The organism is Bacillus sp. FSL W8-1127 (assembly GCF_038006725.1).
GTDB classification, from domain to species: Bacteria; Bacillota; Bacilli; order Bacillales; family DSM-4216; genus Bacillus_O; species Bacillus_O smithii.
Genome location: NZ_JBBOVU010000001.1, coordinates 2,805,868 through 2,830,494, shown reverse-complemented (window position 1 = coordinate 2,830,494; position 24,627 = coordinate 2,805,868). Strand labels below are relative to the sequence as shown.

Here is a 24,627-nt window from a genome sequence, read left to right as displayed (position 1 = left end):
GCCTTAATGAACAGAGCAAGTGAGTCCTTTCGCAGTATTCAAAATTTATTTTATTTCCGCAGACTATTTTCATTCCTTTTTTTAAAAGTAAAATCGAAAAGAAATGAATAATATGAAACAAATGATCGTCCACTTAAACAAGTAAAAAATTCATCTATTTTGTGCTAATTATTTATTGAAAAATTTAGAATATTAATATATATTGGAAATAGAAAAATGAATGACCATTCATTCAAAAAAGTGAAGGGGGAAATAGTTTTGGTATTACAAATCAAAAAGGCGGCTGTACTAGGATCCGGAGTTATGGGATCAGGAATTGCTGCCCATTTAGCCAATATTGGGCTGCCTACATTATTATTAGATATTGTTCCTCACGAACTGACAGAAGAAGAAAAAGCAAAAGGATTGACCCTTGCAGATAAGAAAGTCCGCAACCGCTTTGCAAGCGACGCTTTAAAAAAGCTTTTAAAACAAAAGCCCTCCCCGCTTACTTCTAAGAACAGCTTAAATCTCATTGAAGCAGGAAATTTGGAGGATGATTTAGAAAGACTCTCTGAATGCGACTGGATTATCGAAGTTGTGGTGGAAAGACTGGACGTAAAAAAGCAAGTATTAGAAAAAATTGATCAATATCGTAAACATGGAAGCATTGTCAGTTCCAATACTTCCGGCATTTCAATCGAAGCTATGGCAGAAGGCCGTTCCGCCGATTTTAAAAAGCATTTTTTAGGAACTCATTTCTTTAACCCCCCTCGTTATTTGAAGCTGTTGGAAGTGATTCCGACAAAAGATACCGATCCTGAAATTGTGCAATTTATAAAGCAATTCGGAGAAGAAACATTAGGAAAAGGGGTGGTAGTAGCCAAAGACACGCCCAATTTTATTGCGAACCGCATTGGCACTTACGGACTGCTCGTAGCTGTTCATGAAATGAAAAAAGCAGGTTTATCGGTTGGAGAAGTCGACTCGATCACCGGACCGTTAATCGGCCGCCCCAAAAGTGCTACTTTCCGTACGCTCGATGTAGTGGGGCTCGATACATTTGTGCATGTGGCCAACAATGTGTATGAAAAAGTCGAAGGAAAAGAAAAAGACGCATTTGAAGTGCCTGATTTTATGAATGAAATGCTGAAAAAAGGAAAACTTGGCGCTAAAACCGGGCAAGGTTTTTTTGTTAAAAAAGGAAAAGAAATACTCGAACTCAATCTGGAAACGCTGGAATATGAACCGAGAAAGTCTTTAAAAACGCCTACGGTAGAAAAAGCGAAGCAATTAAAAGGAACGGCAGAAAAAATGAAAGCGCTTATTTATGCGGATGATCAGGCCGGAACTTTTCTATGGAACGTGCTTGCTTCTACGTTAATCTATTCTGCCAAACTGCTAGGCGAAATCGCTGATACGATCGTAGCGATCGACAATGCTATGAAATGGGGATTTGGCTGGGAATACGGGCCATTTGAAACGTGGGATGCGATCGGAACGGAAACGTCGGTTCAAAAAATGGTATCGGAAGGAATGGACGTTCCCTCATGGGTAAAAGACATGATCGCCTCAGGCAATAAAACTTTTTATAAAGAGGAACAAGGAGAACGATATTTCTATCATAACGGCCGCTACGAAAAGGTTTCAGTGCATCCGAAAGTGATCGATTTGAAAAGCTTGAAAAAACAAGGAAAAGTCATCAAATCCAACAACGGTGCAAGTCTGATTGATTTGGGCGACGAAGTGGCATTGCTTGAATTTCATTCGCCAAACAATGCGATTGGTCCGGACATTGTGGAAATGATCTATTATTCGATTGATGAAGTGGAAAAAAACTATAAAGGACTTGTGATCGGAAATCAAGGGAAAAACTTCTGCGTGGGAGCCAATCTTGCCATGATGCTGATGGAAGCACAAGACGACAATCTGTTTGAACTCGATTTTATCATTCGTCAATTCCAGCAAGCGACACTAAAAATTAAATACAGCAGCAAGCCGGTAGTAGCGGCTCCGTTTGGAATGACATTGGGCGGCGGCGCGGAAGTTTGTTTGCCGGCGGCGCGTATTCAAGCTGCCGCTGAAACGTATATGGGGCTTGTAGAAGTTGGGGTCGGCTTAATTCCGGGAGGTGGTGGAACAAAGGAATTATATTGGAAACATTTATCCAATTTGCCAAGCGGTGTCGATTTTGATTTGCAAAAAATCGCCAATAAAGTTTTTGAAACCATTGCGATGGCGAAAGTGTCTTCTTCCGGTGAAGAAGCCCGCGAAAACAACTTCTTATCGAATGCGGACGGGATCAGCGTCAATCGTGATCATCAATTGTACGATGCAAAACAAGTGGTGCTTTCCCTTTATGAACAAGGATATCGTCCGCCGACCAGGAAAAAAGTGCCCGTTGTAGGAGAAACCGGTTATGCGATGTTGCTCTTGGCGGCTCAATCGATGTTTGAATCAGGATATATTTCCCAATATGATCGCCACATTGCCAAAAAGCTGGCGTATGTCATTGCCGGTGGAAAACTGCCATATGGAACGGAAGTAGATGAACAGTATTTGCTTGATTTAGAAAGAGAGGCTTTCTTGAGCCTGATTGCTGAGCCGAAATCCCAGCAGCGCATGCAGCACATGCTTGTAAAAGGCAAACCGCTGCGCAACTGACTTTTTTGGAGGCGAATCTTTTTGCTAGTCCGCTGGAACAAGAGAGTGAAAAAACAATGTTGAAGGAGGTAGTTTTATGCGAGAAGCGGTCATCGTTGCCGGGGCGCGTACGCCAGTGGGGAAAGCCAAAAAAGGAACATTGGCAACGGTGCGCCCAGATGATCTAGGTGCGCTGGTAGTGAAAGAAACGTTAAAAAGAGCAGGCAATTACGAAGGGAACATCGATGATTTAATTATCGGCTGTGCCATGCCGGAAGCAGAGCAAGGACAAAATGTGGCAAGGAATATTGGAGCTCTTGCCGGCCTTCCGCACACCGTTCCGGCAATTACGATCAATCGCTTTTGTTCGTCCGGTTTACAAGCCATTGCTTTTGCGGCCGAAAAAATTATGGTTGGTCATGCGGATACGATCATCGCCGGAGGAACTGAATCGATGAGCATGGTGCCGATGATGGGGCATGTGGTCAGACCGAATGCAAAATTAGCCGAAACGGCGCCGGAATATTACATGAGCATGGGGCATACCGCTGAACAAGTAGCGAAAAAATTTGGCGTCACTCGCGAAGATCAGGATGCTTTTGCCGTTAGAAGCCATCAGCGTGCCGCCAAAGCGATTGCTTCAGGGAAATTTGATGATGAAATCGTGCCAGTTGAAGCGACAGTCCGTTCAGTCGGACCGGACCATCGGCTGGTGGAAAAAACAGTCACTTTAACGAAAGATGAAGGAGTTCGCCCGAATACCAACATGGAAGTACTCGCCCAATTGCGTCCTGCCTTTTCGGCCAATGGTACGGTAACGGCCGGAAATGCTTCGCAAACGAGCGACGGAGCAGCGGCGGTTATGGTGATGGATCGCGAAAAAGCGGAATCACTCGGTCTGAAACCGATGGCGAAGTTTCGTTCGTTCGCAGTAGGTGGTGTACCTCCGGAAATTATGGGGATCGGCCCTGTCGTTGCGGTTCCGAAAGCATTGAAATTGGCAGGACTGGAAGTGTCGGATATAGGGCTGTTTGAATTGAATGAAGCCTTTGCTTCCCAATCGATTCAAGTTATACGCGAACTGAACCTTGATGAAGAAAAAGTGAACGTCAATGGAGGTGCAATTGCTCTTGGCCACCCGCTCGGTTGTACAGGAGCTAAACTCACCCTTACTCTCCTGCACGAAATGAAGCGCCGGAACGTCCAATTTGGCGTCGTTACGATGTGCATCGGCGGGGGCATGGGTGCTGCCGGAGTTTTTGAATTGATAGATTGATAGGATGAGTGATCCCGAAAAAGAATGGAAAGACTAGCAGGATATGTTATGAGAGTGAACAAAATCGAAACGGCTTCGTCAAATGAAAAATGAATAGGAGGAAGAAAGATGTCAAACCAAACAGATCGTGCCATTATAAAAGGCGGAAGCTTTTTAACGGATGAAATAGATGCAAGTCAAGTATTTACACCGGAAGATTTCACGGAAGAACAAAAAATGATTGCCAAAACAACGGAAGACTATGTAACTAATGAAGTGCTGCCTCAACTGGACTACTTGGAAAAGCATGAATTTGACCGTTCCGTCCAATTAATGAGAAAAGCGGGCGAGTTAGGCTTATTAAGTGCCGATGTTCCGGAAGAATATGGCGGTTTAGGGCTGGACAAAATCAGCTCTGCTTTGATCACGGAAAAAATGGCAAGTGCCGGCGGATTTTCCATTACTCACGGAGCCCATGTCGGCATTGGATCTTTGCCCATCGTATTATTCGGAAATGAAGAACAAAAACAAAAGTACTTGCCGGAATTGGCAACCGGTGAGAAAATCGCTGCTTATGCGTTAACAGAGCCTTCCTCCGGTTCGGATGCATTAGGTGCGAAAACGACTGCCAAGTTAAACGAAGCGGGTACGCACTATATTTTAAACGGGGAGAAACAATGGATTACCAACTCCGGATTTGCCGATGTCTTTGTCGTTTATGCCAAAATTGACGGAGAACATTTCTCGGCTTTTATCGTGGAGCGTGATTTTCCGGGCGTTTCGACAGGACCGGAAGAAAACAAGATGGGGATTAAAAGTTCATCCACCAGGACGTTGATCCTTCAAGATGCGGAAGTTCCGGTGGAAAATTTGCTTGGGGAAGCGGGCAAAGGCCACAAAATTGCCTTTAATATATTGAATATCGGCCGGTACAAATTGGGCGTCGGCACTGTCGGTTCTTCCAAGCGTGTACTGGAAATCACCATTCCGTACGTGAACCAACGTCGGCAATTCAATACACCGATCTCACAATTTCGTTTAACACAAGAAAAGCTTGCTACCATGGCTTCCAAAATTTATGCGAATGAAAGTTCCATTTACCGCACTGTCGGGTTATTTGACAAAGCGATGGGCGAGCTGTCGGAAGAAGAAGCAAAAGACGGAAAAGCGATTGCTGCTTCGATTTCGGAATATGCCATCGAGTGCTCGATTGGAAAATTTTTTGGTTCGGAAGTGCTCGATTACGTGGTAGATGAAGGATTGCAGCTGCACGGCGGCTACGGTTTTATGGAAGAATACGAAATTTCTAGAGCTTACCGTGATTCCCGCATTAACCGTATTTTTGAAGGGACAAACGAAATCAATCGTTTACTAGTGCCGAATACGTTTTTAAGAAAAGCGCTGAAAGGCGAATTGCCTTTGCTTCAAAAAGCGCAAGACCTGCAAAAAGAGCTGATCGTGCTGGCGCCGGAAGATCCGGGATCAGAACCGCTCGCGCGTGAACGATATTTATTAAGAAATGCGAGAAAAGCTGCGTTGCTTGTGTCCGGGCTTGCTGTGCAAACATTTGGCAAAGAGCTTGCGAACGAACAAGAAATCTTGGCGAATATTGCGGACATAGCCGCCAATATTTATGTAATGGAATCATCGATTTTGAGAACTCAAAAGGCATTGGACAGAACCGGCCTTGAAAAGAACAAGCAAAAGCTGCTTTACACAGAAATTTTTTGCCAAGAAGCGTTTGCTCAAATCGAACAAGATGCGAAGGAAACTGTTGCGGCAGTACAAGAAGGCGATGCGCTGCGCGTGACGCTTTCGGCCCTCCGAAAACTTACGCGTCATACGCCTGTCAACATCATTGCGAAAAAACGTGAAGCAGCGGCCAAGCTGATCGAGTCAGAACGATATATTGTGTAAGAAATAGAAATGGATGAGGCGGACAACGATGTCGGCCTCTTTGTTTTCTCTCGAGATTATTTTAAAATAAAGAGGAATTTTACTGTATTTGTCGAACTAAAAAAGGGAAAACTCGCAAAAGCAGCAGAATCTTTTATAAAAGGTGATCACATGAACGTAACATTTTATTGGTATCCGAAATGTGCAACATGCCGAAAAGCAAAGAAATGGCTTGAAGATCATCAAATTGATTTTCAAGAGATACATATTGTCGATAACCCTCCATCGAAAGAGGAGCTGGAAACGCTTTGGCGCAAGAGCGGATTGGAATTAAAAAAATTTTTTAATACGAGTGGGAGAAAGTACAGAGAACTAGGAGTTAAAGACCGTTTGAAAACGGCTTCGGAAGATGAACTTCTTGAATTGCTTGCTTCCGACGGCATGTTAATCAAACGCCCGATCGTGACGGATGGTACGCGTGTCACAGTTGGGTTTCATGAAGATGAATTTGAGAAAATATGGCTGAATAGATAAGGGTGTTTTCTTGCTTTTAGCAATGGAAATAAGTTAATGTAAATTATGAAAATATTGAGAGTGGAGGGATTTTCATGAGTTCGCCGAAAGAACTGAGGTACTCGGAAGAACACGAATGGGTAAAAGTAGAAGGGGACAAAGTGCGCATCGGGATTACGGATTTCGCTCAATCGGAATTAGGGGATATTGTATTTGTTGAACTGCCTGAAGTAGGAACGGAAATTAAATCAGACGAACCGTTTGGCAGTGTGGAATCCGTTAAAACCGTTTCTGAGCTTTATGCTCCTATCAGCGGGAAAATAGTGGAAGTCAATGAAGAATTGAACGACAATCCGGAGTATGTGAACGAATCCCCTTATGAAAAAGCTTGGATGATCGTGGTGGAACCTAGCGATATCAGCCAAGTAGATCAACTGTTGACGGCTGAACAATACGATGAAATGACTAGCGAAGACTAGTATGGCCCCCTGGGTGCTCCCTGGGGGTTTTTTCTATGTTTAAGTAGAGGCTTTTTGCTTTGAAATGGATCGCAAACATGGGACAATGAATGAAGAAAGAAATCAGGCAAGGATGGATAAAGATGAATGGGACGGATAAAGTGATTATTGTGGAAGGAACGTCGGATAAGAGAAAAATTCAAGCGATTATTAAGGAGCCGGTAGAGATTATTTGCACGAATGGAACCATCGGCCTCAGCAAAATGGATGATCTTGTCGATCGACTTTATGGCCGCGATGTGTATATTCTGGTGGATGCTGATACCGCCGGGGAAAAGCTGAGAAAGATGTTTAAACGAGAATTTCCCGAAGCCAGGCATCTTTATGTTGATCGAGCTTTTACGGAGGTCGAAAATACCCCTTTTCGGTATCTAGCCGCCATTTTACTTAGCGCCGGTATCGACATCGATACGAAGTATATTGAAAAGGATGATGAAAGTGGTATCTGATTGGACACAACAACCTCTCCATGAACAAATTTCCGAAACAGGCAAAACGGTATTATATTTTTATACTCCTTTATGCGGAACATGCGCGGTGGCAGGAAAAATGGTGGATGTGATTGAAAAGCTTTTTCCTGATTGCACTTTTGCCAAAGCGGATATCAATTATCATGAGGATTTTGCTCATCAATATGAAATTGAAAGCGTTCCTTGCCTGATGATTTTTGATAAAAAAGAATTAAAAGACAAAATTTATGCCTTTCATTCTGTACCTTTTCTATATGAAAAATTATCTCAATATCAAGCGGGGTAAAGGCATCCTTATGGGCCTTTATCCCGCTGTTATTTTGTGGATGTCCATTTTTGTCATTCAGCAATTCCATTCAGGCAGCGTTTCTAAGTGAAAAATGATTTTAGCCAATGATTGGCTTTCGTGTTTCGCCAACTTGCAAAAATGACATATTTCTTGGGAAATAATTCAAGAAACGTCCTTTTATTTGAAAAAGAGCGGTCGAATGTGAAGAAATGGGTGGAATTTGTCAAAGGGTTTTTCTTTATCTGTCGAATCCTTTTTAAAGGGAATTCACCTGAAAAATGGAACTATGTACAGTAAACATTCAGGTGAAGGGATGAGAAGATGGACAAGTTATTCGCAAGGATTCAAAGGGAATGTTTCGAACGAAAACATCTTTTCCCGATTCTTCCTTCTAATCCACTGACCGTTCTTTTTGATTCAAACGATGAAACATGGATGTTTTCTTTGTCCAAAAGCCAAATGGATTGGAAAAAAGGAACGATTTCAAGCCCGCACTTACATCTTTGCGGGACGGACGAGATTTTTCGAAATATTTTGTTGGGGGAAGAAAGATTGTTGACAGCTGTCAAAAGAAAAGACGTGAGCATATTTGGATCCTTTCGTTTGCAGCTGCAGCTGGAAGCTATTTTGTGGTTATGTAAGGAACGGGAAGAAACCGTCGTATTAGGTAGATTAGGATGAAAGTAACATATTTCTATCAATTTTATTTGACATTATTCGCATGAAAATGTATAATTTTCGAGAAACCAATTTCCGAACAATTTCATAAACACTTGCTCTTATCAAGAGAGGTGGAGGGATGTGCCCAATGAAACCCGGCAACCGTCAATCGTTCAGTTGACATGGTGCCAATTCACACAAAGCAGTTTGCTTTGAGAGATGAGAGAAAGGACGAAGAATACGTAACCTTTCTGCTCATTGGCGGAAAGGTTTTTTTCATTTCAAAAAAGAAAGCAGGTGAATGAATCAATGAGCGAACTGATCTCTTTATCGCAGGTGAAGAAAGTTTTTCGTACAAAAAACGGAAATGTGACAGCCGTTAATAATATAGATTTGCAGATTCAAGAGGGAGAAATTTTCGGTATTATTGGCTACAGTGGAGCCGGAAAAAGCACTCTGATCCGCATGCTGAACGGTTTGGAAATTCCGACAGAAGGCCAAGTGACGGTTGCAGGGCAAGAAATTTCGAAAATTCAAGGCGCTTCTTTACGAAAAGCACGCCAAGAAATCGGCATGATCTTTCAACATTTTAATCTATTATGGTCGCGCACAGTACGGGAAAATATTGCTTTCCCGCTGGAAATCGCCGGAGTGCCGAAAGAAAAACGAATGAAACGTGTAGATGAACTGATTCAATTAGTAGGACTCGAAGGAAGAGAAGACAGCTATCCTTCTCAATTAAGCGGCGGTCAAAAACAAAGAGTAGGCATTGCCAGAGCTCTCGCCAACGAACCGAAAGTATTGCTTTGCGACGAAGCCACTTCTGCATTGGATCCACAGACGACCGATTCGATCCTTGATCTACTTGTCGATATTAATAAACGGCTCGGTTTGACGATCGTGTTAATTACACATGAAATGCATGTAATCAGAAAAATTTGCCATCGCGTGGCAGTTATGGAAAATGGGCAAATCGTTGAAATCGGTCCGGTGCTGGAAGTGTTTAAAAATCCAAAACAGCCGGTAACGAAGCGTTTTGTTCAACAAGTTACCGAACCGGAAGAATCGAAGGAAACGATTGCTCATCTTCTCAAACGCTATAAGGACGGTAAAATTGTCAAACTTACCTTTATTGGCGATTCCGCTGAACAGCCGATCATAGCCAACTTAATCAGAGATTTTCCGGTTGAGGTAAATATTGTTCAGGGGAAAGTGTCCCAAACTCAAAATGGTGCATATGGCACACTGTTTATCCAGATTCAAGGATCGGAACAAGACGTACAAAAAGTGATCGCTTATTTACAAACACAACAAGTAGAGTCGGAGGTCATTACCCATGCTTGAAAAATGGTTTCCAAATGTGGATTGGGCAATGATGTGGCAGGCAACAGAGGAAACCCTATACATGACGGGAGTATCGGTAGTTGCCACCTTTATTCTTGGTTTAATCCTTGGACTTTTGCTTTTTTTAACATCGAAAGGGAACTTATGGGAAAATAAATTTATATATTCCATCGTTGCCGCAGTTGTGAATATTTTCCGTTCGATTCCTTTCATCATTCTCATCGTGCTGCTCATTCCTTTTACAAAAGCGCTTGTCGGCACGATAATCGGTGCGAATGCCGCCTTTCCGGCGTTGATTATTGGCGCAGGCCCATTCTATGCACGGATGGTGGAAATCGGACTTCGTGAAATTGACAAAGGAGTTATTGAAGCAGCTAAAGCGATGGGGGCCAAAACAAGCACGATTATTTGGAAAGTGCTTATTCCTGAATCGCTTCCCGCTTTGGTCTCGGGCATCACAGTGACAGCGATCTCGCTTGTCAGTTACACGGCAATGGCCGGAGTAATCGGTGCGGGTGGTCTTGGAAATCTTGCTTATTTGGATGGGTTCCAACGCAACCATAACGACGTAACTTTAGTAGCTACGATCATTGTGTTGATTATTGTGTTTGTTATTCAGTTTATTGGTGATTTTATCACTTCAAAAATAGATAAAAGATAAAGGGGGAAAATTTGGTGAAAAAGTTCTTTATAGCCATTATTGCATCTGTATTTGTATTGAGTCTTGCTGCATGCGGAAAATCTTCCAGCGAACCAAAAGAAACAACAGGATCCAATAACAAAACCATCATTGTGGGAGCATCTAATGTTCCACATGCTGTCATTTTGGAAAAAGCAAAACCTATCTTGAAAAAGAAAGGCTATAATTTAAAAATTGTCAAATTCCAAGATTATATTATGCCTAACAAAGCATTGGCTGAAGGAAAATTGGATGCGAACTACTTCCAGCACATTCCTTATTTCAAACAACAAATCAAAGAAAACGGCTATAAGTTTGCCAACGCCGGCGGCATCCATATTGAACCAATCGGCTTATATTCGAAAAAATATAAAAACTTAGATCAGCTGCCGAAAGGTGCTGAAATCATTATGTCCAGCTCTGTAGCTGACCACGGTCGGATTTTAACGATGCTTGAGAAAAAAGGCTTGATTAAGCTGAAAAAAGGCGTGAATAAAGAAAACGCAACGGTTCAAGATATTGCAGAAAATCCAAAACATTTTAAATTTAAATACGATGTTGAAGCGTCCATGCTTCCACAAGTATATAAAAACGGCGAAGGCGATGCTGTGTTAATCAATTCCAACTATGCTCTTGACGCGGGATTAAATCCGTTAAAAGATGCGATTGCTTTGGAAGACAAAGATTCTCCGTATGTTAATATCATAGCTGTCCGCAAAGGCGATGAAAAGAAAGCGAAAATTAAAGCACTTGTCGACGTCCTTCATTCTAAAGAAATTCAAGACTTTATCTTGAAAAAATGGGGCGGCGCTGTAGTGCCTGTCAACAAATAAGAAAAGAAAGATGTATCGCTCCTCCTTTATTGTGGAGGAGCTTTTTATTTCACAGCGTCCGCTTGGCTTACATGTATTATTCGCATAGTCCCAATCGCTCAAGGAAAGAATAAGTTTGGATGTTTCAATGAAGGTTTAAAATGGTGAAGAGAGGTTAAATAACTATAGACGGCCGATAAGAACATTCATAACGAACATGACTCTTTCATATAGGTTTATTATTTGATTCTGTCGTTGGTTGAGAAGAACTTTAAACTTAGAGAGGACTGGTTCGTTATTTGTTCTTTAACACTTCAATATACGGAGAGCATGGAAAAGGCCATGTACTGTGCTCATGGTGTAGGGTATAAAGTTTACGGGAGCAATCATGAAGTGAGGATGAAAGTGGAAAAGCGAAGAGAAAAGGATCATTGCCAATCCAAACAAATTGTCGTTGAAATGAACGGAAAGCTGTACTGTCGAAAGCTTTATCATTTGGGAAAACCAGTGTGAGCCCCACGCTGGTTTGTTCTTTTCAATAATAAATTGCGTTAAAATAGTGAATATCGACTACCACCGCCGTTCTGCATAGAAAACAATTGTGAATTTTATAACTAAAGTCGAAATTATTCAAAAAAATACGGAAAAGAACTATTGGAAAAGTTGATATTAGTTTTCATTTGTTATAAGATTGTAATGATAATAAATTGAGAATGAAATGGGTATTCAGCATATATCGAAATTGACGGAGGTAGAAAAGAATGGCATGTTCAACTCTAACAATTAAAGATTTACACGTTGAGATAGAGGGAAAAGAGATTTTAAAAGGAGTGAATCTTGAAGTAAAAACTGGAGAGTTCCACGCAATCATGGGACCGAACGGAACAGGTAAATCAACGTTATCATCCGCGATTATGGGACATCCAAAATACGAAGTAACAAAAGGCAGCATTACGCTTGACGGACAAGATGTTCTTGAAATGGAAGTCGATGAACGGGCTCGTGCCGGATTGTTCTTGGCGATGCAATATCCAAGCGAAATCAGCGGGGTAACGAATGCGGACTTTTTGCGTTCCGCCATTAACGCTCGCCGTGGTGAAGGCAATGAAATTTCGTTGATGAAATTCATTCGCCAAATGGATGAAAAAATGGAGTTTTTGGAAATGGATCCAAATATGGCGCAACGCTATTTAAACGAAGGTTTTTCCGGCGGTGAGAAAAAACGCAATGAAATACTTCAATTAATGATGATTCAACCAAAATTCGCCATTTTGGATGAAATCGACTCAGGACTTGATATCGATGCTTTGAAAGTCGTTGCCAAAGGAATCAACTCCATGCGCAGCAGCGATTTTGGATGCATTATGATTACGCACTATCAACGTTTGTTGAATTATATTACTCCTGATTATGTTCATGTCATGATGCAAGGACGGATCGTAAAATCCGGCGGACCTGAATTGGCTAAACAACTTGAAGAAAACGGCTATGATTGGATCAAAAAAGAACTGGGCATTGAAGACGAAACAGTCGGTCAAGAAGCGTAACAGTTAGGAGGATGAACATGACGGTGGAAACAAAATTACCAGTCAATCGGGAGTATATCCAGTCGTTTTCAAAAGAAAACGGCGAGCCGGAATGGTTTGCAGCTCTTCGAATCGAATCATTAGAGAAGGCTGAAACCCTTCCGTTGCCAAAGGCGGACAAAACGAAAATAGATAAATGGAACTTTACGTCATTTCAAACGCACTATGTAAAAAGCGATACATTTGAATCTCTTGAACAGCTGCCTGAAGACGCAAAAGCATTGATTCGTTTGGAAACCGAGAAAAATCTGTATATTCAACGAAACCAGACTCCGGCTTATCTGCAGTTAACGGATGAACTGAAAGAAAAAGGCGTCATTTTTACCGACATTTTGACAGCGTTAAGAGAACATGGGGATTTAGTGCAAAAATATTTTATGAAACATGTGAAAGCAGACGAAAATAAATTAACGTCTCTGCATGCAGCTTTGTTAAACGGCGGAGTATTCCTTTATATCCCCAAAAACGTGGAGTTGAAGGATCCTATTCAAGCCGTTTTCCTTCAAGACGACAACCAAGTTCCTTTGTTTAACCATGTGTTAATTGTTGCAGATGAAAACAGTTCCGTCACCTATGTGGAAAATTATATTTCCACTGTAGAAGTACCGGAAGGAATTGCGAATATCGTGACAGAAGTCGTTGCTGAAGCAGGTGCAAAAGTAACTTACGGGGCTGTAGACACCCTTGCCAGCGGCGTGACGTCGTATGTCAATCGCCGAGGCACAGCCGGAAGAGATGCACGGATTGAATGGGCTCTCGGGCTTATGAATAACGGCAATACGGTTTCTGAAAATACAACTTATTTGGAAGGCGACGGTTCTTATGGAGATACCAAAACCGTAACCGTAGGCCGAGGCAAGCAAGTGCAAAACTTTACGACAAAGGTTGTACACTTTGGAAAGAATACGCAAGGATTTATTTTAAAGCACGGTGTTGTGAAAGATGAAGCGACTTCGATCTTTAACGGCGTCGGTAAAATCGAGCATGGCGCTTCCAAATCGGATGCTGAACAAGAATCCAGAGTGCTGATGTTAAGCAAAAATGCCCGCGGGGATGCCAATCCTATTTTGTTGATTGATGAAGACGATGTAATGGCCGGTCACGCTGCTTCGGTCGGTCGTATGGATCCCATTCAGCTTTATTATTTAATGAGTCGCGGAATTCCGCGAAAAGAAGCTGAACGATTGATCATACATGGCTTCCTGGCTCCGGTTGTCAACCAATTGCCGATTGAAGGGGTAAAAGAACAGCTTATTCAAGTCATTGAAAGGAAAGTTCGGTAAAATGAATGTGAATGATATTCGAAACTATTTTCCGATATTGAATCAAGAAGTCAATGGCCATCCTTTAGTTTATTTAGACAACGCAGCTACTTCGCAAAAGCCGTTATCCGTCATTGAAGCAATCGAACAATATTACAAAGGCTATAATTCGAATGTCCACAGAGGTGTTCATACGCTCGGCACGAAAGCAACCGACGCTTATGAAGGGGCAAGGGAAAAAGTTCGCAAGTTTATCCACGCCAAATCAGTGGAAGAAGTAGTGTTTACAAGAGGAACGACTGCTTCCATTAATATGCTTGCGGCCAGCTATGGCGAGGAAAATGTGAAAGAAGGCGATGAAATCGTCATTACCTATATGGAACATCACAGCAATTTAATTCCATGGCAGCAGCTTGCCAAAAGAAAGAAAGCGGAATTGAAATACATTCCGTTGGAGGAAGACGGCACTATTACGCTTGAAAAAGTAAGGGAAACCGTTACCCCGAAGACGAAAATTTTGGCTGTCACCCTTGTTTCCAATGTACTTGGAACGATCAATCCGATCAAAGAAATAGCGAACATTGCTCATGAAAATGGAGCTGTCTTGGCGGTGGACGGTGCGCAAGGCGTTCCTCATATGAAAGTAGACGTTCAAGATCTCGATTGCGATTTTCTCTCTTTTTCCGGACATAAAATGTGTGGTCCTACCGGAATCGGTGTTCTTTATGGTAAGAAAGAGCTTCTGGAAAAGATGGAACCGGTAGAGTTTGGCGGCGAGATGATCGATTTTGTCGGTTTGTATGATTCGACATGGAAAGAGCTTCCTTGGAAATTCGAAGGAGGAACTCCGATTATCGCCGGAGCTATCGGTTTAGGCAAGGCTATTGAGTTTCTTGAAGAAGTTGGCTTGGATGAGATTTTAAAACATGAGCATCATCTCGCTGCATATGCATTGGACAAATTGAGTGAAGTGGAAGGAATCGAAGTTTACGGTCCGAAAGATCCGATGAAACGAGCAGGATTAGTGACTTTTAATATAAAAGGCGTCCATCCGCACGATGTAGCGACAGTGCTGGATGCGGAAGGAATTGCCATTCGCGCCGGACATCACTGCGCGCAGCCGTTGATGAAATGGCTCGATGTTTCGGCAACAGCAAGAGCCAGCTTCTATTTATACAATACGGAAGAGGATATTGACCGCTTTGTTTCGGGTATCTTGAAAACAAAGGAGTATTTCAACAATGTCTTTTAATAATTTAGACCAGTTGTATCGAAACGTGATCATGGATCATTATAAGAATCCAAGAAACAAAGGCAGTTTAGAAAACGGGAACTTGACGATCGATATGAATAATCCGACTTGCGGGGATCGCATTCATTTGACCATGAATGTAGAAGACGGTAAAGTGACAGATGCTAAATTCGAAGGAGAAGGCTGTTCCATTTCAATGGCTTCCGCTTCCATGATGACCGAAACGATTAAGGGGAAAAATATCGAGACTGCTTTAAAGCTGTCTAAGATTTTTTCCGACATGATGCAGGGAAAAGATTATCCTGATGATCTAGACCTTGGCGACGTGGAAGCACTTCAAGGCGTTTCTAAATTTCCGGCCCGCATTAAATGTGCTACATTAGCTTGGAAGGCCATGGAAAAAGGTTTAAAAGATCAAGTAGCTCATTAAACCTTTTGAAAATGCAATCATCATTTAGTGTTTGGGTTCAACCTCTTCCTGTAAGAAGGGGAGGTTGAAAAAGAAAGTTTTTGATGGGGCATAATCTCCAAAGGAGGGAAATGAATATGGCAAAAAAAATGCCGGAAATCGGTGATTATAAATACGGTTTTAGGGATAAAGACATCTCGATTTTCCGTACACAACGCGGATTGACTCGGGAAGTTGTGGAAGAAATCTCTCGAATGAAAGAAGAACCACAATGGATGCTGGAATTTCGGCTGAAATCCTTGGAACAATTTTATGCGAAGCCTATGCCGCAATGGGGAGGCGATCTTTCTGCACTAGACTTTGATGAAATTACGTATTACGTAAAACCAACGGAGCATCAAGGTCGTTCTTGGGATGAAGTGCCGGAGGAAATCAAGAAAACGTTTGATAAATTGGGAATTCCGGAAGCAGAGCAAAAATATCTTGCCGGAGTGTCCGCTCAATACGAATCAGAAGTTGTTTACCATAATATGAAACAAGATTTAGAAAAACTTGGGATTATCTTTAAAGATACCGATTCTGCTTTAAAAGAAAACGAAGATATATTCCGTGAACATTTTGCAAAAGTTGTCCCGCCTTCAGATAATAAGTTTGCTGCGTTAAATTCTGCAGTGTGGTCGGGGGGATCATTCATTTATGTTCCGCCGGGTGTAAAAGTGGATACTCCCCTTCAAGCTTACTTCCGCATCAATTCTGAAAATATGGGACAATTTGAACGAACGCTCATCATTGTGGATGAAGGAGCAAGCGTTCATTATGTAGAAGGCTGTACAGCACCGGTCTATACAACGAATTCGCTTCATAGTGCAGTGGTAGAAATTTTCGTGAAAAAAGGTGCTTATTGCCGCTATACGACCATTCAAAACTGGGCAAACAACGTTTATAATTTGGTTACAAAACGCGCCGTGTGTGAAGAAAATGCCACGATGGAATGGATTGACGGCAACATCGGATCCAAATTAACGATGAAATATCCGGCTGTTATCCTGAAAGGAGAAGGGGCTCGAGGAATGACCCTTTCCATCGCAATCGCCGGCAAAGGGCAAGTACAAGATGCCGGAGCGAAAATGATTCACCTTGCTCCAAACACTTCTTCCACTATCGTGTCTAAATCCATTTCTAAACATGGCGGTAAAGTAAACTATCGCGGTCTTGTTCATTTTGGACGGAAAGCGGACGGAGCTCGCTCCAATATTGAATGCGATACGCTGATTATGGATAATCAATCGACATCGGATACCATCCCTGCAAACGAAATTTTAAATGACAATATTTCGCTTGAACATGAGGCAAAAGTATCCAAAGTGTCGGAAGAACAATTATTTTATTTGATGAGCCGCGGAATTTCCGAAGAAGAAGCTACAGAAATGATCGTAATGGGCTTTATCGAACCGTTTACGAAGGAACTTCCAATGGAATACGCGGTAGAAATGAACCGATTAATCAAATTTGAAATGGAAGGAAGCATCGGATAACGTTGATATGATCAACGATTTATCAATTTATAGTAGGAGCTTCCACAATCCATCCACATTTTATAACCATTTGTTACACCGCTGATACAATTCGAGCGCATCATCTTCAATGTGCAGATATGTGTCAGCGGTTGTTTTTATTCTTGCGTGGCCAAGCCGTTCGGATACATATTTAATATTATCCTGGCTTCTACTATATGAAGCACGACTATGCCGCAAACCGGAATCTGCAACTCAGGGAGACTTCTTGAAACTTTTTGTGATCATTTGAATAAGTGATTATGAGGCGATACCGTTGAATACAAAATAGCCCTCATGGAATCCGTAGTATTTTCTGCGGATTCTTTTTTCTTCTAAGATATCTCCAATAAATTTTTTGGATAAAGAACGAACGCCTTACCTTGATTCTTCTTTTGTTGACATTGAACGTTTCTTCAACGTATCACTTATTCCGATCAAGATATAGAGTGGGGCATAACAATGGACATAGAAATGGTGCTGCCAGAGCATGTTGGAATGTTGCAAATGCCCAAACCTAAACCCATATCAGACACAGGATTTTGGGTGGAAAGGTTCACTACGCGATAGAATTATATTTTCTTGTCATATTCAAAGTTTGATATAAGTAAATTACGGAACAGGTAACTGGTTCCTTTCACGAATCTAGATCCAGTTCACAAGGAAATCCGCATCAAAGGCCATGAAAACATGAAGCGGGTGAGATTTGAAAGTGTTGTCAATGTCAGGGCAGTGGATACAAAAAATTACCAAAAAAGAGGATTTTACACTTTTGTGCCGAACTATTCTGAAAAATAAAGAGTTATATTGCTGCGTAATCTTGAAACTGAAATGATGGCCATTATCTTAATTTCTTAAAACCATTATCAATTTTTTCGAATGGCGACGGGGCGAAAGGGTGGGAGGACTTTCCCTTTATAAGTAATGGCAAGAAGGATTAATTTACAAAAAATAATGGACAGATTTGTTGGGTTGATATACAATTCATATTATATTTACCAAAAAATAACAACTGGTGATTTTTTTGGCAGTTGTGAGTATTATCATTTTTCAAAGGATATAAGAGATAACCGTTATATCAATCTAATAATTATCGAGGGGCAATAGGTCTGTTATATGATTATTTAGTGATTGCTCTAGCCATTTACTAAGGATCATTTTATACCCTTTATCTGTACTGGTGATAGGAGCTAGACAAAGAGCATTAGCAACTATATTACATGATGCTTCCCATTTATGCTTAGCTAAAAACAGAAAGTTAAATTATATTTTAGGAACATATTTTTCTGGATATCTTATTGGACAAGAATTTAATATTTACAAGGAATCACATGTGAAAGGCCACCATATTCATCTAGGTGATCCGGAAAAAGACCCGGATTATCAATACCATATAGACGTTGGATTGATGATGTAAATTATTTTGTGTAAGCAAATTTTTCTACTAGAAAAAAAGAAAAAGGCAGGGTATTCTCAGATTTGCGACCAAACAAAACTGAAAGGAGATACCCTACCTTATGAGTAATAGTATACTCAACTCAGATTTCGCAAATCAACTGGAAAATATGATAAAAGATTTTGTTCAAGAAAAGCTTGAATTCATCATGAGAGAAGAAATCAAAAATTTCCTCCAAGTGGAACAGGAACACGTTCAAAACTCAAGAAATGGTTATTATCACCGTACTCTTGATACAAAGTACGGGAAAATAGAAGCTCTTACGGTTCCAAGAGATCGCAACGGGGATTTCCAGACTCAACTGTTTGAGCCTTATCAACGTCAAGACGGCTGGCTGGAACAGGCGATTATTAAAATGTATCAAAGTGGGATGAGCACTCGAGAAATTGGGAAGTTTATCGAAAGAATTCTTGGTTCAACCTACTCTCCTACCACGATTAGTCATATTACAGATGCCGCGTTGGAGGATATTCAAAAATGGCAACAACGTCCATTAAACAAACGGTATTCTGTGTTGTATCTTGATGGGTTTTATATAAAAGTTCGTCGTGATACGTATGCCAAAGAAGTCATTTACGTTGTTCTTGGTGTCAATGAAGAAGGTTATCGTGAAATTCTTGGCTTTTACGTTGGAGGTCAAGAAAGCGCGCATGGCTGGCAAGAGATTCTCCAAGACCTTTATACACGCGGTGCTCATGAAGTCTTACTTGGTGTTTTTGATGGACTCCCAGGTCTTGAAGAAGCCTTTAAAGCCGTCTATCCGAAAGCCGATGTTCAACGATGTGTGGTCCACAAAGTAAGAAATACGTTAAACAAGGTAAGGAAAAAAGACCAATTTGAAGTGGCTGAAGACCTAAAGCTGATCTATCGTTCGATGACAAGAGACGCAGCCATTCAAGCCTTTCATGAGTTTAAAGACAAGTGGTCTAAAAAGTATCCTAGAGAAGTCCAATCTTGGGAACAAGATTTAGATGTCCTCCTAACATTCATGAAATATCCGACCAGTATTCGTAGTGTCATCTACACGACCAATGCGATTGAACGAACGATTAAAGATATACGTAAACGACTCAAAACGATGAACAGCTTAACCAGTATTGAAGCAGCAGAAAAAATCACGTTCTTAACGGTACAGGACTTGAATGAAAAATGGTCCACTAGAAAACTTAAAGGGTTTTCTACGGCATACAAGGCACTTCAAGATATGTTTGAAGAAAGATACTGAAAGACCAAATTTTGTTCATGAAGAACAGAGTCTAGGGAGACTAAGTTGTCTTATATGAGACTGAATATTCAGTCTCATATAAGACAACTAAACACCTCCTCCAAGATTAAAAAAACGTATCTGAGAATACTCTCTTACACAAAATTCTTGACGGTACCGTTGGATTATATCAATTAAAAAACAATCATCAATTTTTATTCAAATATGTATTGAAGCCATTATTTTTAATTAATATCCTTAGTTACGCCTATTATGTTTTTAAGTATAGAATGTTACAATTTAGAAAATATCCCAAGCAATACTTAGCTATGGTTATATATTGGCTGCTTATTCTTGGTACTTTGTTTTATTTCGGAGTATTGAATTACTTTTTATTGTACTGGTTAGTCCCATATTTTACTTCATTTATGGTAATCGGCTGGTTTATTGAACTAGCAGAACATTACCCGTTAGTTCTAACGAATAAAAAAAGTATATACATGACCCGTAATCGATTCAGCCATTGGATAGAAGCGTTCTTCCTTAGTATTCATGCGGAAAATTATCATTTAACACATCATTTACAGGCTAGCATTCCTTATTGGAATATTGGGAAAGCTCACAAAATCATGATGGAGGATGAAACGTATCGAGAATGGAATTTACAAATGGGAGGGGTTTTCTTCTCGGCTAATTCCAACCCTCCATTAATTCAAGATTTACTCAAGAATCATAAACTTCCAATATTAAAACAGAAGGTGAATAATGCTTAATGAAAAAAACATATATAATGGGAGCCGTCTTTGCGTTATCTGCAGCCATCTTGAATGGAACAGTTGGAATTTTTAGTAAGGGATCCTTTCAAAGTAACCTGACACCAGCGGGAGTTTCTTTTTATAAATGTTTGATAGCTTTTGTTTTTATTTCCATACTGGCGTTAGGCAATAAAACACTCCGGACTAATATCATTCGTTTGAAAAGTAAAATAAAGCATATTTTGTTGTGTTCATTCCTGGGAATCTTTGTTTTGTATTTTTTTGAAACGACAGCGTATAAATATGAATCCGTATCCTTTGTAGTATTTATTTTGTTAGGATCTTCCGTCCTAACAACCTTCATATTCAGCTCCATCCTTCTGAAGGAAATAAAAAGAAAGTATCAGTATATTGGATTAGTTTTGCTTCTAATAGGATTACTCATCATGCATTTTTCGGAAGGGGACATTCACGGAGGATCAATTGGCACGGCTTTGGCCGCAATTGCAGGAATAGGATATGGTTTGTTCCTAGTGTTTACCAAAAAATTTGCACTAGACGGAGATTTAGCGCTCATCTGGTATTTAATGCTGTTTGGGAGTTTTTATCTGTTTCTTCCGTTTTATAAAGAAGGATTCGTATGGCCTAGCCTTGGATCCGTTCCATCGCTTATGGGGCTAGCGATTCTTCCAACGATAGGAGGCTTTTACTGTACCACAAAGGCACTAAATTATCTTGAAGCTAATAAAGTTCAGTTTTTTGAACTGACAGAACCTGTATTTGCTACTATATTTGCATTTATCCTTCTTAAAGAATTTGTTCAAGGGTTAGAGTGGTTAGGAGCTTTCTTCATTTTAGTCGCTATTTATTTATCTGAGTATAAGCCGAAACATAAAATAGAATTAGAGAGCCATGATCATCAGCAAACACTTTGATTTAAAAAATCAAGTGATCTAAAAAATAATATTGAAACTTAAATGGATCCAAAGGGAAAGTGAGCGGATGAGAACTTTGCAAACAGGAGCTAAAGAAGCGGAGAGCAAAAAATATTGCTCAAATCAAATATCGTTTTTCTATGATCTTCCTTTTTTGTTTTTGACATCTGACATCCTAAACGCACTTTCCCGATGTATTGTTCCATAAAAATGATGGACTTGCCTATTGATTGCCCACCGAAAATAAAAATTGTGATACTACTTTTGATACCAACATTGCTCAAAAATTCCACTTTGCGAAACCATTTTATGCACTTTCAAGTTTAGGTTTCGTTCTGTTATAATCGAAATGGAAGGATCCATCGGTTAAGACCTGTTCATCAGGTTCGTCATCCGGGCCAGATTCCTTATGAGCATAATCAATGGAAAAATTTTCTTCCATTATTATGTCTGAGGAAGTTAGGCCTTTTCTTTTTGTCTGGATTTATTTCGTTTCAAAAGGGTTATACAGAAAAAACACACTATACTTGAAGATAGCGAGGTATAAAATGTGATTTGGATCGGGGTAACAGGCTGGGGAGATCATCATTCCCTTTATCCTGATGGCATTTCCCCACGTGATAAGCTAAAAGAATATGCGGCGCATTTTCCGATTGTCGAAGTCGACGCTTCGTTTTATGCCATTCAACCTTTAAAAAATGCGGAAAAATGGGTGCAAGACACGCCTGAAAAGTTTCAGTTTATCGTAAAAGCCTATCAAGGAATGACCGGACATGAACGTGGAAAGCTGCCTTTTTCGTCTAAAAAGGAAATGTTTGCAGCTTTTTTGGATTCTATACAGCCTTATCAACAAGCCGGAAAATTAGCCATGGTTCTTTTTCAATTTCCACCGTGGTTTGATTGCCAAAAGAAGAATGTCGATTATTTAAGATATTGCAAAGAGTGGATGAAGGATGTTCCAACGGCTCTTGAATTTCGCCACCAATCATGGTTTTCGAAAGCATGGAAAGATAAGACGTTAGATTTTATGCGACGAGAAGGATGGATTCATAGCGTTTGCGACGAACCACAAGCGGGCAGTGGTTCCATACCGGCTGTTATCGAAGCAACGGACCCTCAAAAGACGCTTGTCCGTTTTCACGGTCGGAATATCCATGGCTGGCGAAAGCCCAATCAAGGCAATTGGCGAGAGGTTCGATATTTATATCGTTACAATAAAGAAGAATTGCTTTCATGGAAAGAAAAATTACTCGATTTAGAGAAGCAAAGCAAAGAAATCTATGTCGTTTTTAATAACAATTCCGGCGGGGATGCAGCTGATAATGCCAAACAAATGATGGATTTATTAGGGTTAGAATATGAAGGCCTAGCACCTAGGCAATTAAATTTATTTTAACACCAGAATTAGATTTTTGGACCAAGCTGTCAGAAATGTGTAAGATGGAAGTATTGAAAAAAATCACCTTAAGAAAAAGTGAATAATGATAGAATTTTCTTACTCATTCCACATATCCGACAGGCGACCGTTTCAGGAAAGGAGGTGGAAACCTGGTGGCTGCCAATGTATAATGTCATGATCGCATCATGAACGGAAAGGAAACAAAGTTTTCCTGTTTCTGGACTCACATGCCGCCTGACGGCCGGTGAATATGCCGAAAAGGTCGGCGATGTTATGTTTCGTATCCTTGCGGTTGGCATTTCAGTTTTTAGTCATCAGGTAAGACGGTGAGCGAAACGATTCATATTTACCACACAAATGATTTTCACAGCCATTTTGAAAATTGGCCGCGAATCCGCCGTTTTCTGCAGGAAAGAAAAAAATGGCATGAAGAAGCGGGGGAAAGCGTGCTGATTTTTGATATCGGGGACCATATTGATCGTTCCCATCCTTATACAGAGGCTACTCTAGGAAAAGGCAATGTCAAGCTGTTAAATAAAGCGGGATATGATGGGGCAACGATCGGGAATAATGAAGGGATGACGTTGCCTAAAGAAGGATTGAATCATTTATATGAGGAGGCCGCATTCCCCGTCATTTGCGCCAATTTATATGATGAAAATGGAAAGAGACCTTCTTGGTGTCGTCCTTATCATATTTATGAGCTGAAAAACGGCTGGAAAGTAGGCGTTACGGGCGTCACTGCCTATTTACCTGAATCTTATCATCTTCTCGGATGGAAAATAACGCTGCCTCTTGATGAATTAAAAGCGCAGGTGGAATATTTGGCGCAAGAAACAGATTTAGTAGTCGTTCTTTCCCATTTAGGCATGCATGAAGATGACAAAATTGCACAGGAAATGGAAGAGGTAGATATAGTGATGGGAGCTCATACCCATCATATTTACCATCAAGGGAAATGGGTCAACGATACACTATTAGCAGCGGCCGGAAAATTCGGGAATTACGTCGGACATATTGTAGTGGAGATCGAACCTGCATCGAAGAAAGGGATAGAGAAAAAAGCGCTGCTTTATGATGTCCATGAATTGAAGCCTGCTATTGGCGAGGAAGAAGAAACGGCCCGTTATCAAAGCGAGGGAAAGCGTTTGTTAAGCCAGCCTGTCGTAAAATTAGATCGCGAGCTCTCGATTGATTGGTTTAAAGCATCACCGTTAGCGGAATGGCTGTGCGAAGGCTTAAGAGAATGGTGCGATGCTGATTGCGCCATTATAAATGCCGGTCTTCTTCTTCGCCCGCTTCGAAAAGGAACGATTACAAAGTTTGATCTTCATCAACTATTGCCTCATCCGATTAATCCTTGTACCATTACCCTCAACGGAGGAGTACTGAAAAAGATCATCGATCAAACTTTGGATGAAAAATGGCCTCATATGCAGGTAAAAGGATTTGGATTCAGGGGGAAAATATGGGGTGAATTTGTATATGATCGGATCGATATCGACAGAGACAACGGTTCCGTTAAAATAAATGGACAAGAGCTGAACTTGGACAAACAATATCGTCTAGCCGTACCGGATCTGTTTACATACGGCGCTTTTTTCCCGGAATTAGTTCGTACTCAAGAAAAGCAATATTATATGCCGGAATTTTTGCGTGATCTGATGGAATGGAAATTAGTGCGCGTATTTGGGTAAGTACAACATTATCGAAGATATTTGGAATTGATAGACGGACAGTGCGGTGGCTGGCATTTCC

At 40.8% G+C, this 24,627-nt stretch carries 23 protein-coding genes and 1 riboswitch; all 23 genes read left to right on the top strand.

The window, feature by feature from the left end; translation table 11 throughout:
* Positions 1–258 precede the first annotated feature (258 nt).
* The 23 genes from NST12_RS13335 to NST12_RS13230 all read left to right on the top strand — a co-directional run bounded on the left by NST12_RS13335 (position 259) and on the right by NST12_RS13230 (position 24,566).
* Positions 259–2,643, top strand: a complete 2,385-nt coding sequence (locus tag NST12_RS13335) for a 3-hydroxyacyl-CoA dehydrogenase/enoyl-CoA hydratase family protein (RefSeq protein WP_048623939.1) — start codon at positions 259–261, stop codon at positions 2,641–2,643.
* 76 nt (positions 2,644–2,719) lie between these two features.
* Positions 2,720–3,898 carry an acetyl-CoA C-acetyltransferase gene (locus tag NST12_RS13330; RefSeq protein ID WP_003352500.1) on the top strand — a complete coding sequence of 393 codons (1,179 nt, stop codon included), beginning with the start codon at positions 2,720–2,722 and terminating at the stop codon, positions 3,896–3,898.
* A gap of 108 nt (positions 3,899–4,006) precedes the next feature.
* Positions 4,007–5,794, top strand: a complete 1,788-nt coding sequence (locus tag NST12_RS13325) for an acyl-CoA dehydrogenase family protein (RefSeq protein ID WP_048623938.1) — start codon at positions 4,007–4,009, stop codon at positions 5,792–5,794.
* Between the two features lie 150 nt (positions 5,795–5,944).
* On the top strand, positions 5,945–6,307 hold the full coding sequence (locus tag NST12_RS13320; protein ID WP_040340845.1) for an arsenate reductase family protein: 363 nt from the start codon (positions 5,945–5,947) through the stop codon (positions 6,305–6,307).
* A gap of 74 nt (positions 6,308–6,381) precedes the next feature.
* Positions 6,382–6,765 (top strand): glycine cleavage system protein GcvH, encoded by a 384-nt coding sequence (gene gcvH, locus NST12_RS13315; protein ID WP_048623937.1) that lies wholly within the window; start codon positions 6,382–6,384, stop codon positions 6,763–6,765.
* A 122-nt stretch (positions 6,766–6,887) separates the two neighbouring features.
* The gene (locus NST12_RS13310) at positions 6,888–7,253 is read left to right on the top strand and encodes a toprim domain-containing protein (RefSeq protein ID WP_003352495.1); all 366 of its coding nucleotides are present in this window, start codon (positions 6,888–6,890) and stop codon (positions 7,251–7,253) included.
* Positions 7,243–7,560 (top strand): thioredoxin family protein, encoded by a 318-nt coding sequence (locus NST12_RS13305; protein WP_003352494.1) that lies wholly within the window; start codon positions 7,243–7,245, stop codon positions 7,558–7,560. Before NST12_RS13310 ends, NST12_RS13305 begins: the two co-directional genes overlap by 11 nt.
* A 324-nt stretch (positions 7,561–7,884) precedes the next feature.
* Positions 7,885–8,244 (top strand): hypothetical protein, encoded by a 360-nt coding sequence (locus tag NST12_RS13300; protein ID WP_003352493.1) that lies wholly within the window; start codon positions 7,885–7,887, stop codon positions 8,242–8,244.
* A 95-nt stretch (positions 8,245–8,339) separates the two neighbouring features.
* Positions 8,340–8,449, top strand: a riboswitch (SAM riboswitch).
* Positions 8,450–8,541: 92 nt separating this feature from the next.
* On the top strand, positions 8,542–9,567 hold the full coding sequence (locus tag NST12_RS13295; RefSeq protein WP_048624526.1) for a methionine ABC transporter ATP-binding protein: 1,026 nt from the start codon (positions 8,542–8,544) through the stop codon (positions 9,565–9,567).
* Positions 9,560–10,228: a methionine ABC transporter permease gene (locus tag NST12_RS13290; RefSeq protein WP_003352491.1), complete on the top strand. Its 669-nt coding sequence runs from the start codon at positions 9,560–9,562 to the stop codon at positions 10,226–10,228. The genes NST12_RS13295 and NST12_RS13290 overlap by 8 nt, the downstream gene beginning before the upstream one ends.
* A gap of 14 nt (positions 10,229–10,242) precedes the next feature.
* Positions 10,243–11,079 carry a MetQ/NlpA family ABC transporter substrate-binding protein gene (locus NST12_RS13285; protein ID WP_341101471.1) on the top strand — a complete coding sequence of 279 codons (837 nt, stop codon included), beginning with the start codon at positions 10,243–10,245 and terminating at the stop codon, positions 11,077–11,079.
* Positions 11,080–11,388: 309 nt separating this feature from the next.
* Positions 11,389–11,571 carry a hypothetical protein gene (locus NST12_RS13280; protein WP_048623934.1) on the top strand — a complete coding sequence of 61 codons (183 nt, stop codon included), beginning with the start codon at positions 11,389–11,391 and terminating at the stop codon, positions 11,569–11,571.
* 248 nt (positions 11,572–11,819) lie between these two features.
* Positions 11,820–12,605 carry a Fe-S cluster assembly ATPase SufC gene (gene sufC, locus NST12_RS13275; RefSeq protein ID WP_341101469.1) on the top strand — a complete coding sequence of 262 codons (786 nt, stop codon included), beginning with the start codon at positions 11,820–11,822 and terminating at the stop codon, positions 12,603–12,605.
* A 17-nt stretch (positions 12,606–12,622) separates the two neighbouring features.
* Positions 12,623–13,927 (top strand): Fe-S cluster assembly protein SufD, encoded by a 1,305-nt coding sequence (gene sufD, locus NST12_RS13270; RefSeq protein ID WP_048623933.1) that lies wholly within the window; start codon positions 12,623–12,625, stop codon positions 13,925–13,927.
* A gap of 1 nt (position 13,928) precedes the next feature.
* The gene (locus NST12_RS13265; RefSeq protein ID WP_341101467.1) at positions 13,929–15,158 is read left to right on the top strand and encodes a cysteine desulfurase; all 1,230 of its coding nucleotides are present in this window, start codon (positions 13,929–13,931) and stop codon (positions 15,156–15,158) included.
* Positions 15,148–15,588: a Fe-S cluster assembly sulfur transfer protein SufU gene (sufU, locus tag NST12_RS13260; protein ID WP_003352484.1), complete on the top strand. Its 441-nt coding sequence runs from the start codon at positions 15,148–15,150 to the stop codon at positions 15,586–15,588. Before NST12_RS13265 ends, sufU begins: the two co-directional genes overlap by 11 nt.
* A 116-nt stretch (positions 15,589–15,704) precedes the next feature.
* Positions 15,705–17,102, top strand: a complete 1,398-nt coding sequence (gene sufB / locus NST12_RS13255; RefSeq protein WP_003352483.1) for a Fe-S cluster assembly protein SufB — start codon at positions 15,705–15,707, stop codon at positions 17,100–17,102.
* Positions 17,103–18,273: 1,171 nt separating this feature from the next.
* The gene (locus tag NST12_RS17155; protein ID WP_445662348.1) at positions 18,274–18,537 is read left to right on the top strand and encodes a fatty acid desaturase; all 264 of its coding nucleotides are present in this window, start codon (positions 18,274–18,276) and stop codon (positions 18,535–18,537) included.
* Positions 18,538–18,637: 100 nt separating this feature from the next.
* Positions 18,638–19,801, top strand: coding sequence for an IS256 family transposase (locus tag NST12_RS13250; protein ID WP_048623008.1), 1,164 nt, complete (start codon positions 18,638–18,640; stop codon positions 19,799–19,801).
* 143 nt (positions 19,802–19,944) lie between these two features.
* On the top strand, positions 19,945–20,553 hold the full coding sequence (locus NST12_RS13245; RefSeq protein ID WP_341102235.1) for a fatty acid desaturase: 609 nt from the start codon (positions 19,945–19,947) through the stop codon (positions 20,551–20,553).
* Positions 20,553–21,470: a DMT family transporter gene (locus NST12_RS13240; protein WP_003352481.1), complete on the top strand. Its 918-nt coding sequence runs from the start codon at positions 20,553–20,555 to the stop codon at positions 21,468–21,470. Before NST12_RS13245 ends, NST12_RS13240 begins: the two co-directional genes overlap by 1 nt.
* A gap of 550 nt (positions 21,471–22,020) precedes the next feature.
* Positions 22,021–22,866, top strand: a complete 846-nt coding sequence (locus tag NST12_RS13235) for a DUF72 domain-containing protein (RefSeq protein ID WP_048623928.1) — start codon at positions 22,021–22,023, stop codon at positions 22,864–22,866.
* A 329-nt stretch (positions 22,867–23,195) separates the two neighbouring features.
* On the top strand, positions 23,196–24,566 hold the full coding sequence (locus NST12_RS13230; RefSeq protein WP_341030101.1) for a bifunctional metallophosphatase/5'-nucleotidase: 1,371 nt from the start codon (positions 23,196–23,198) through the stop codon (positions 24,564–24,566).
* Positions 24,567–24,627 lie beyond the last annotated feature (61 nt).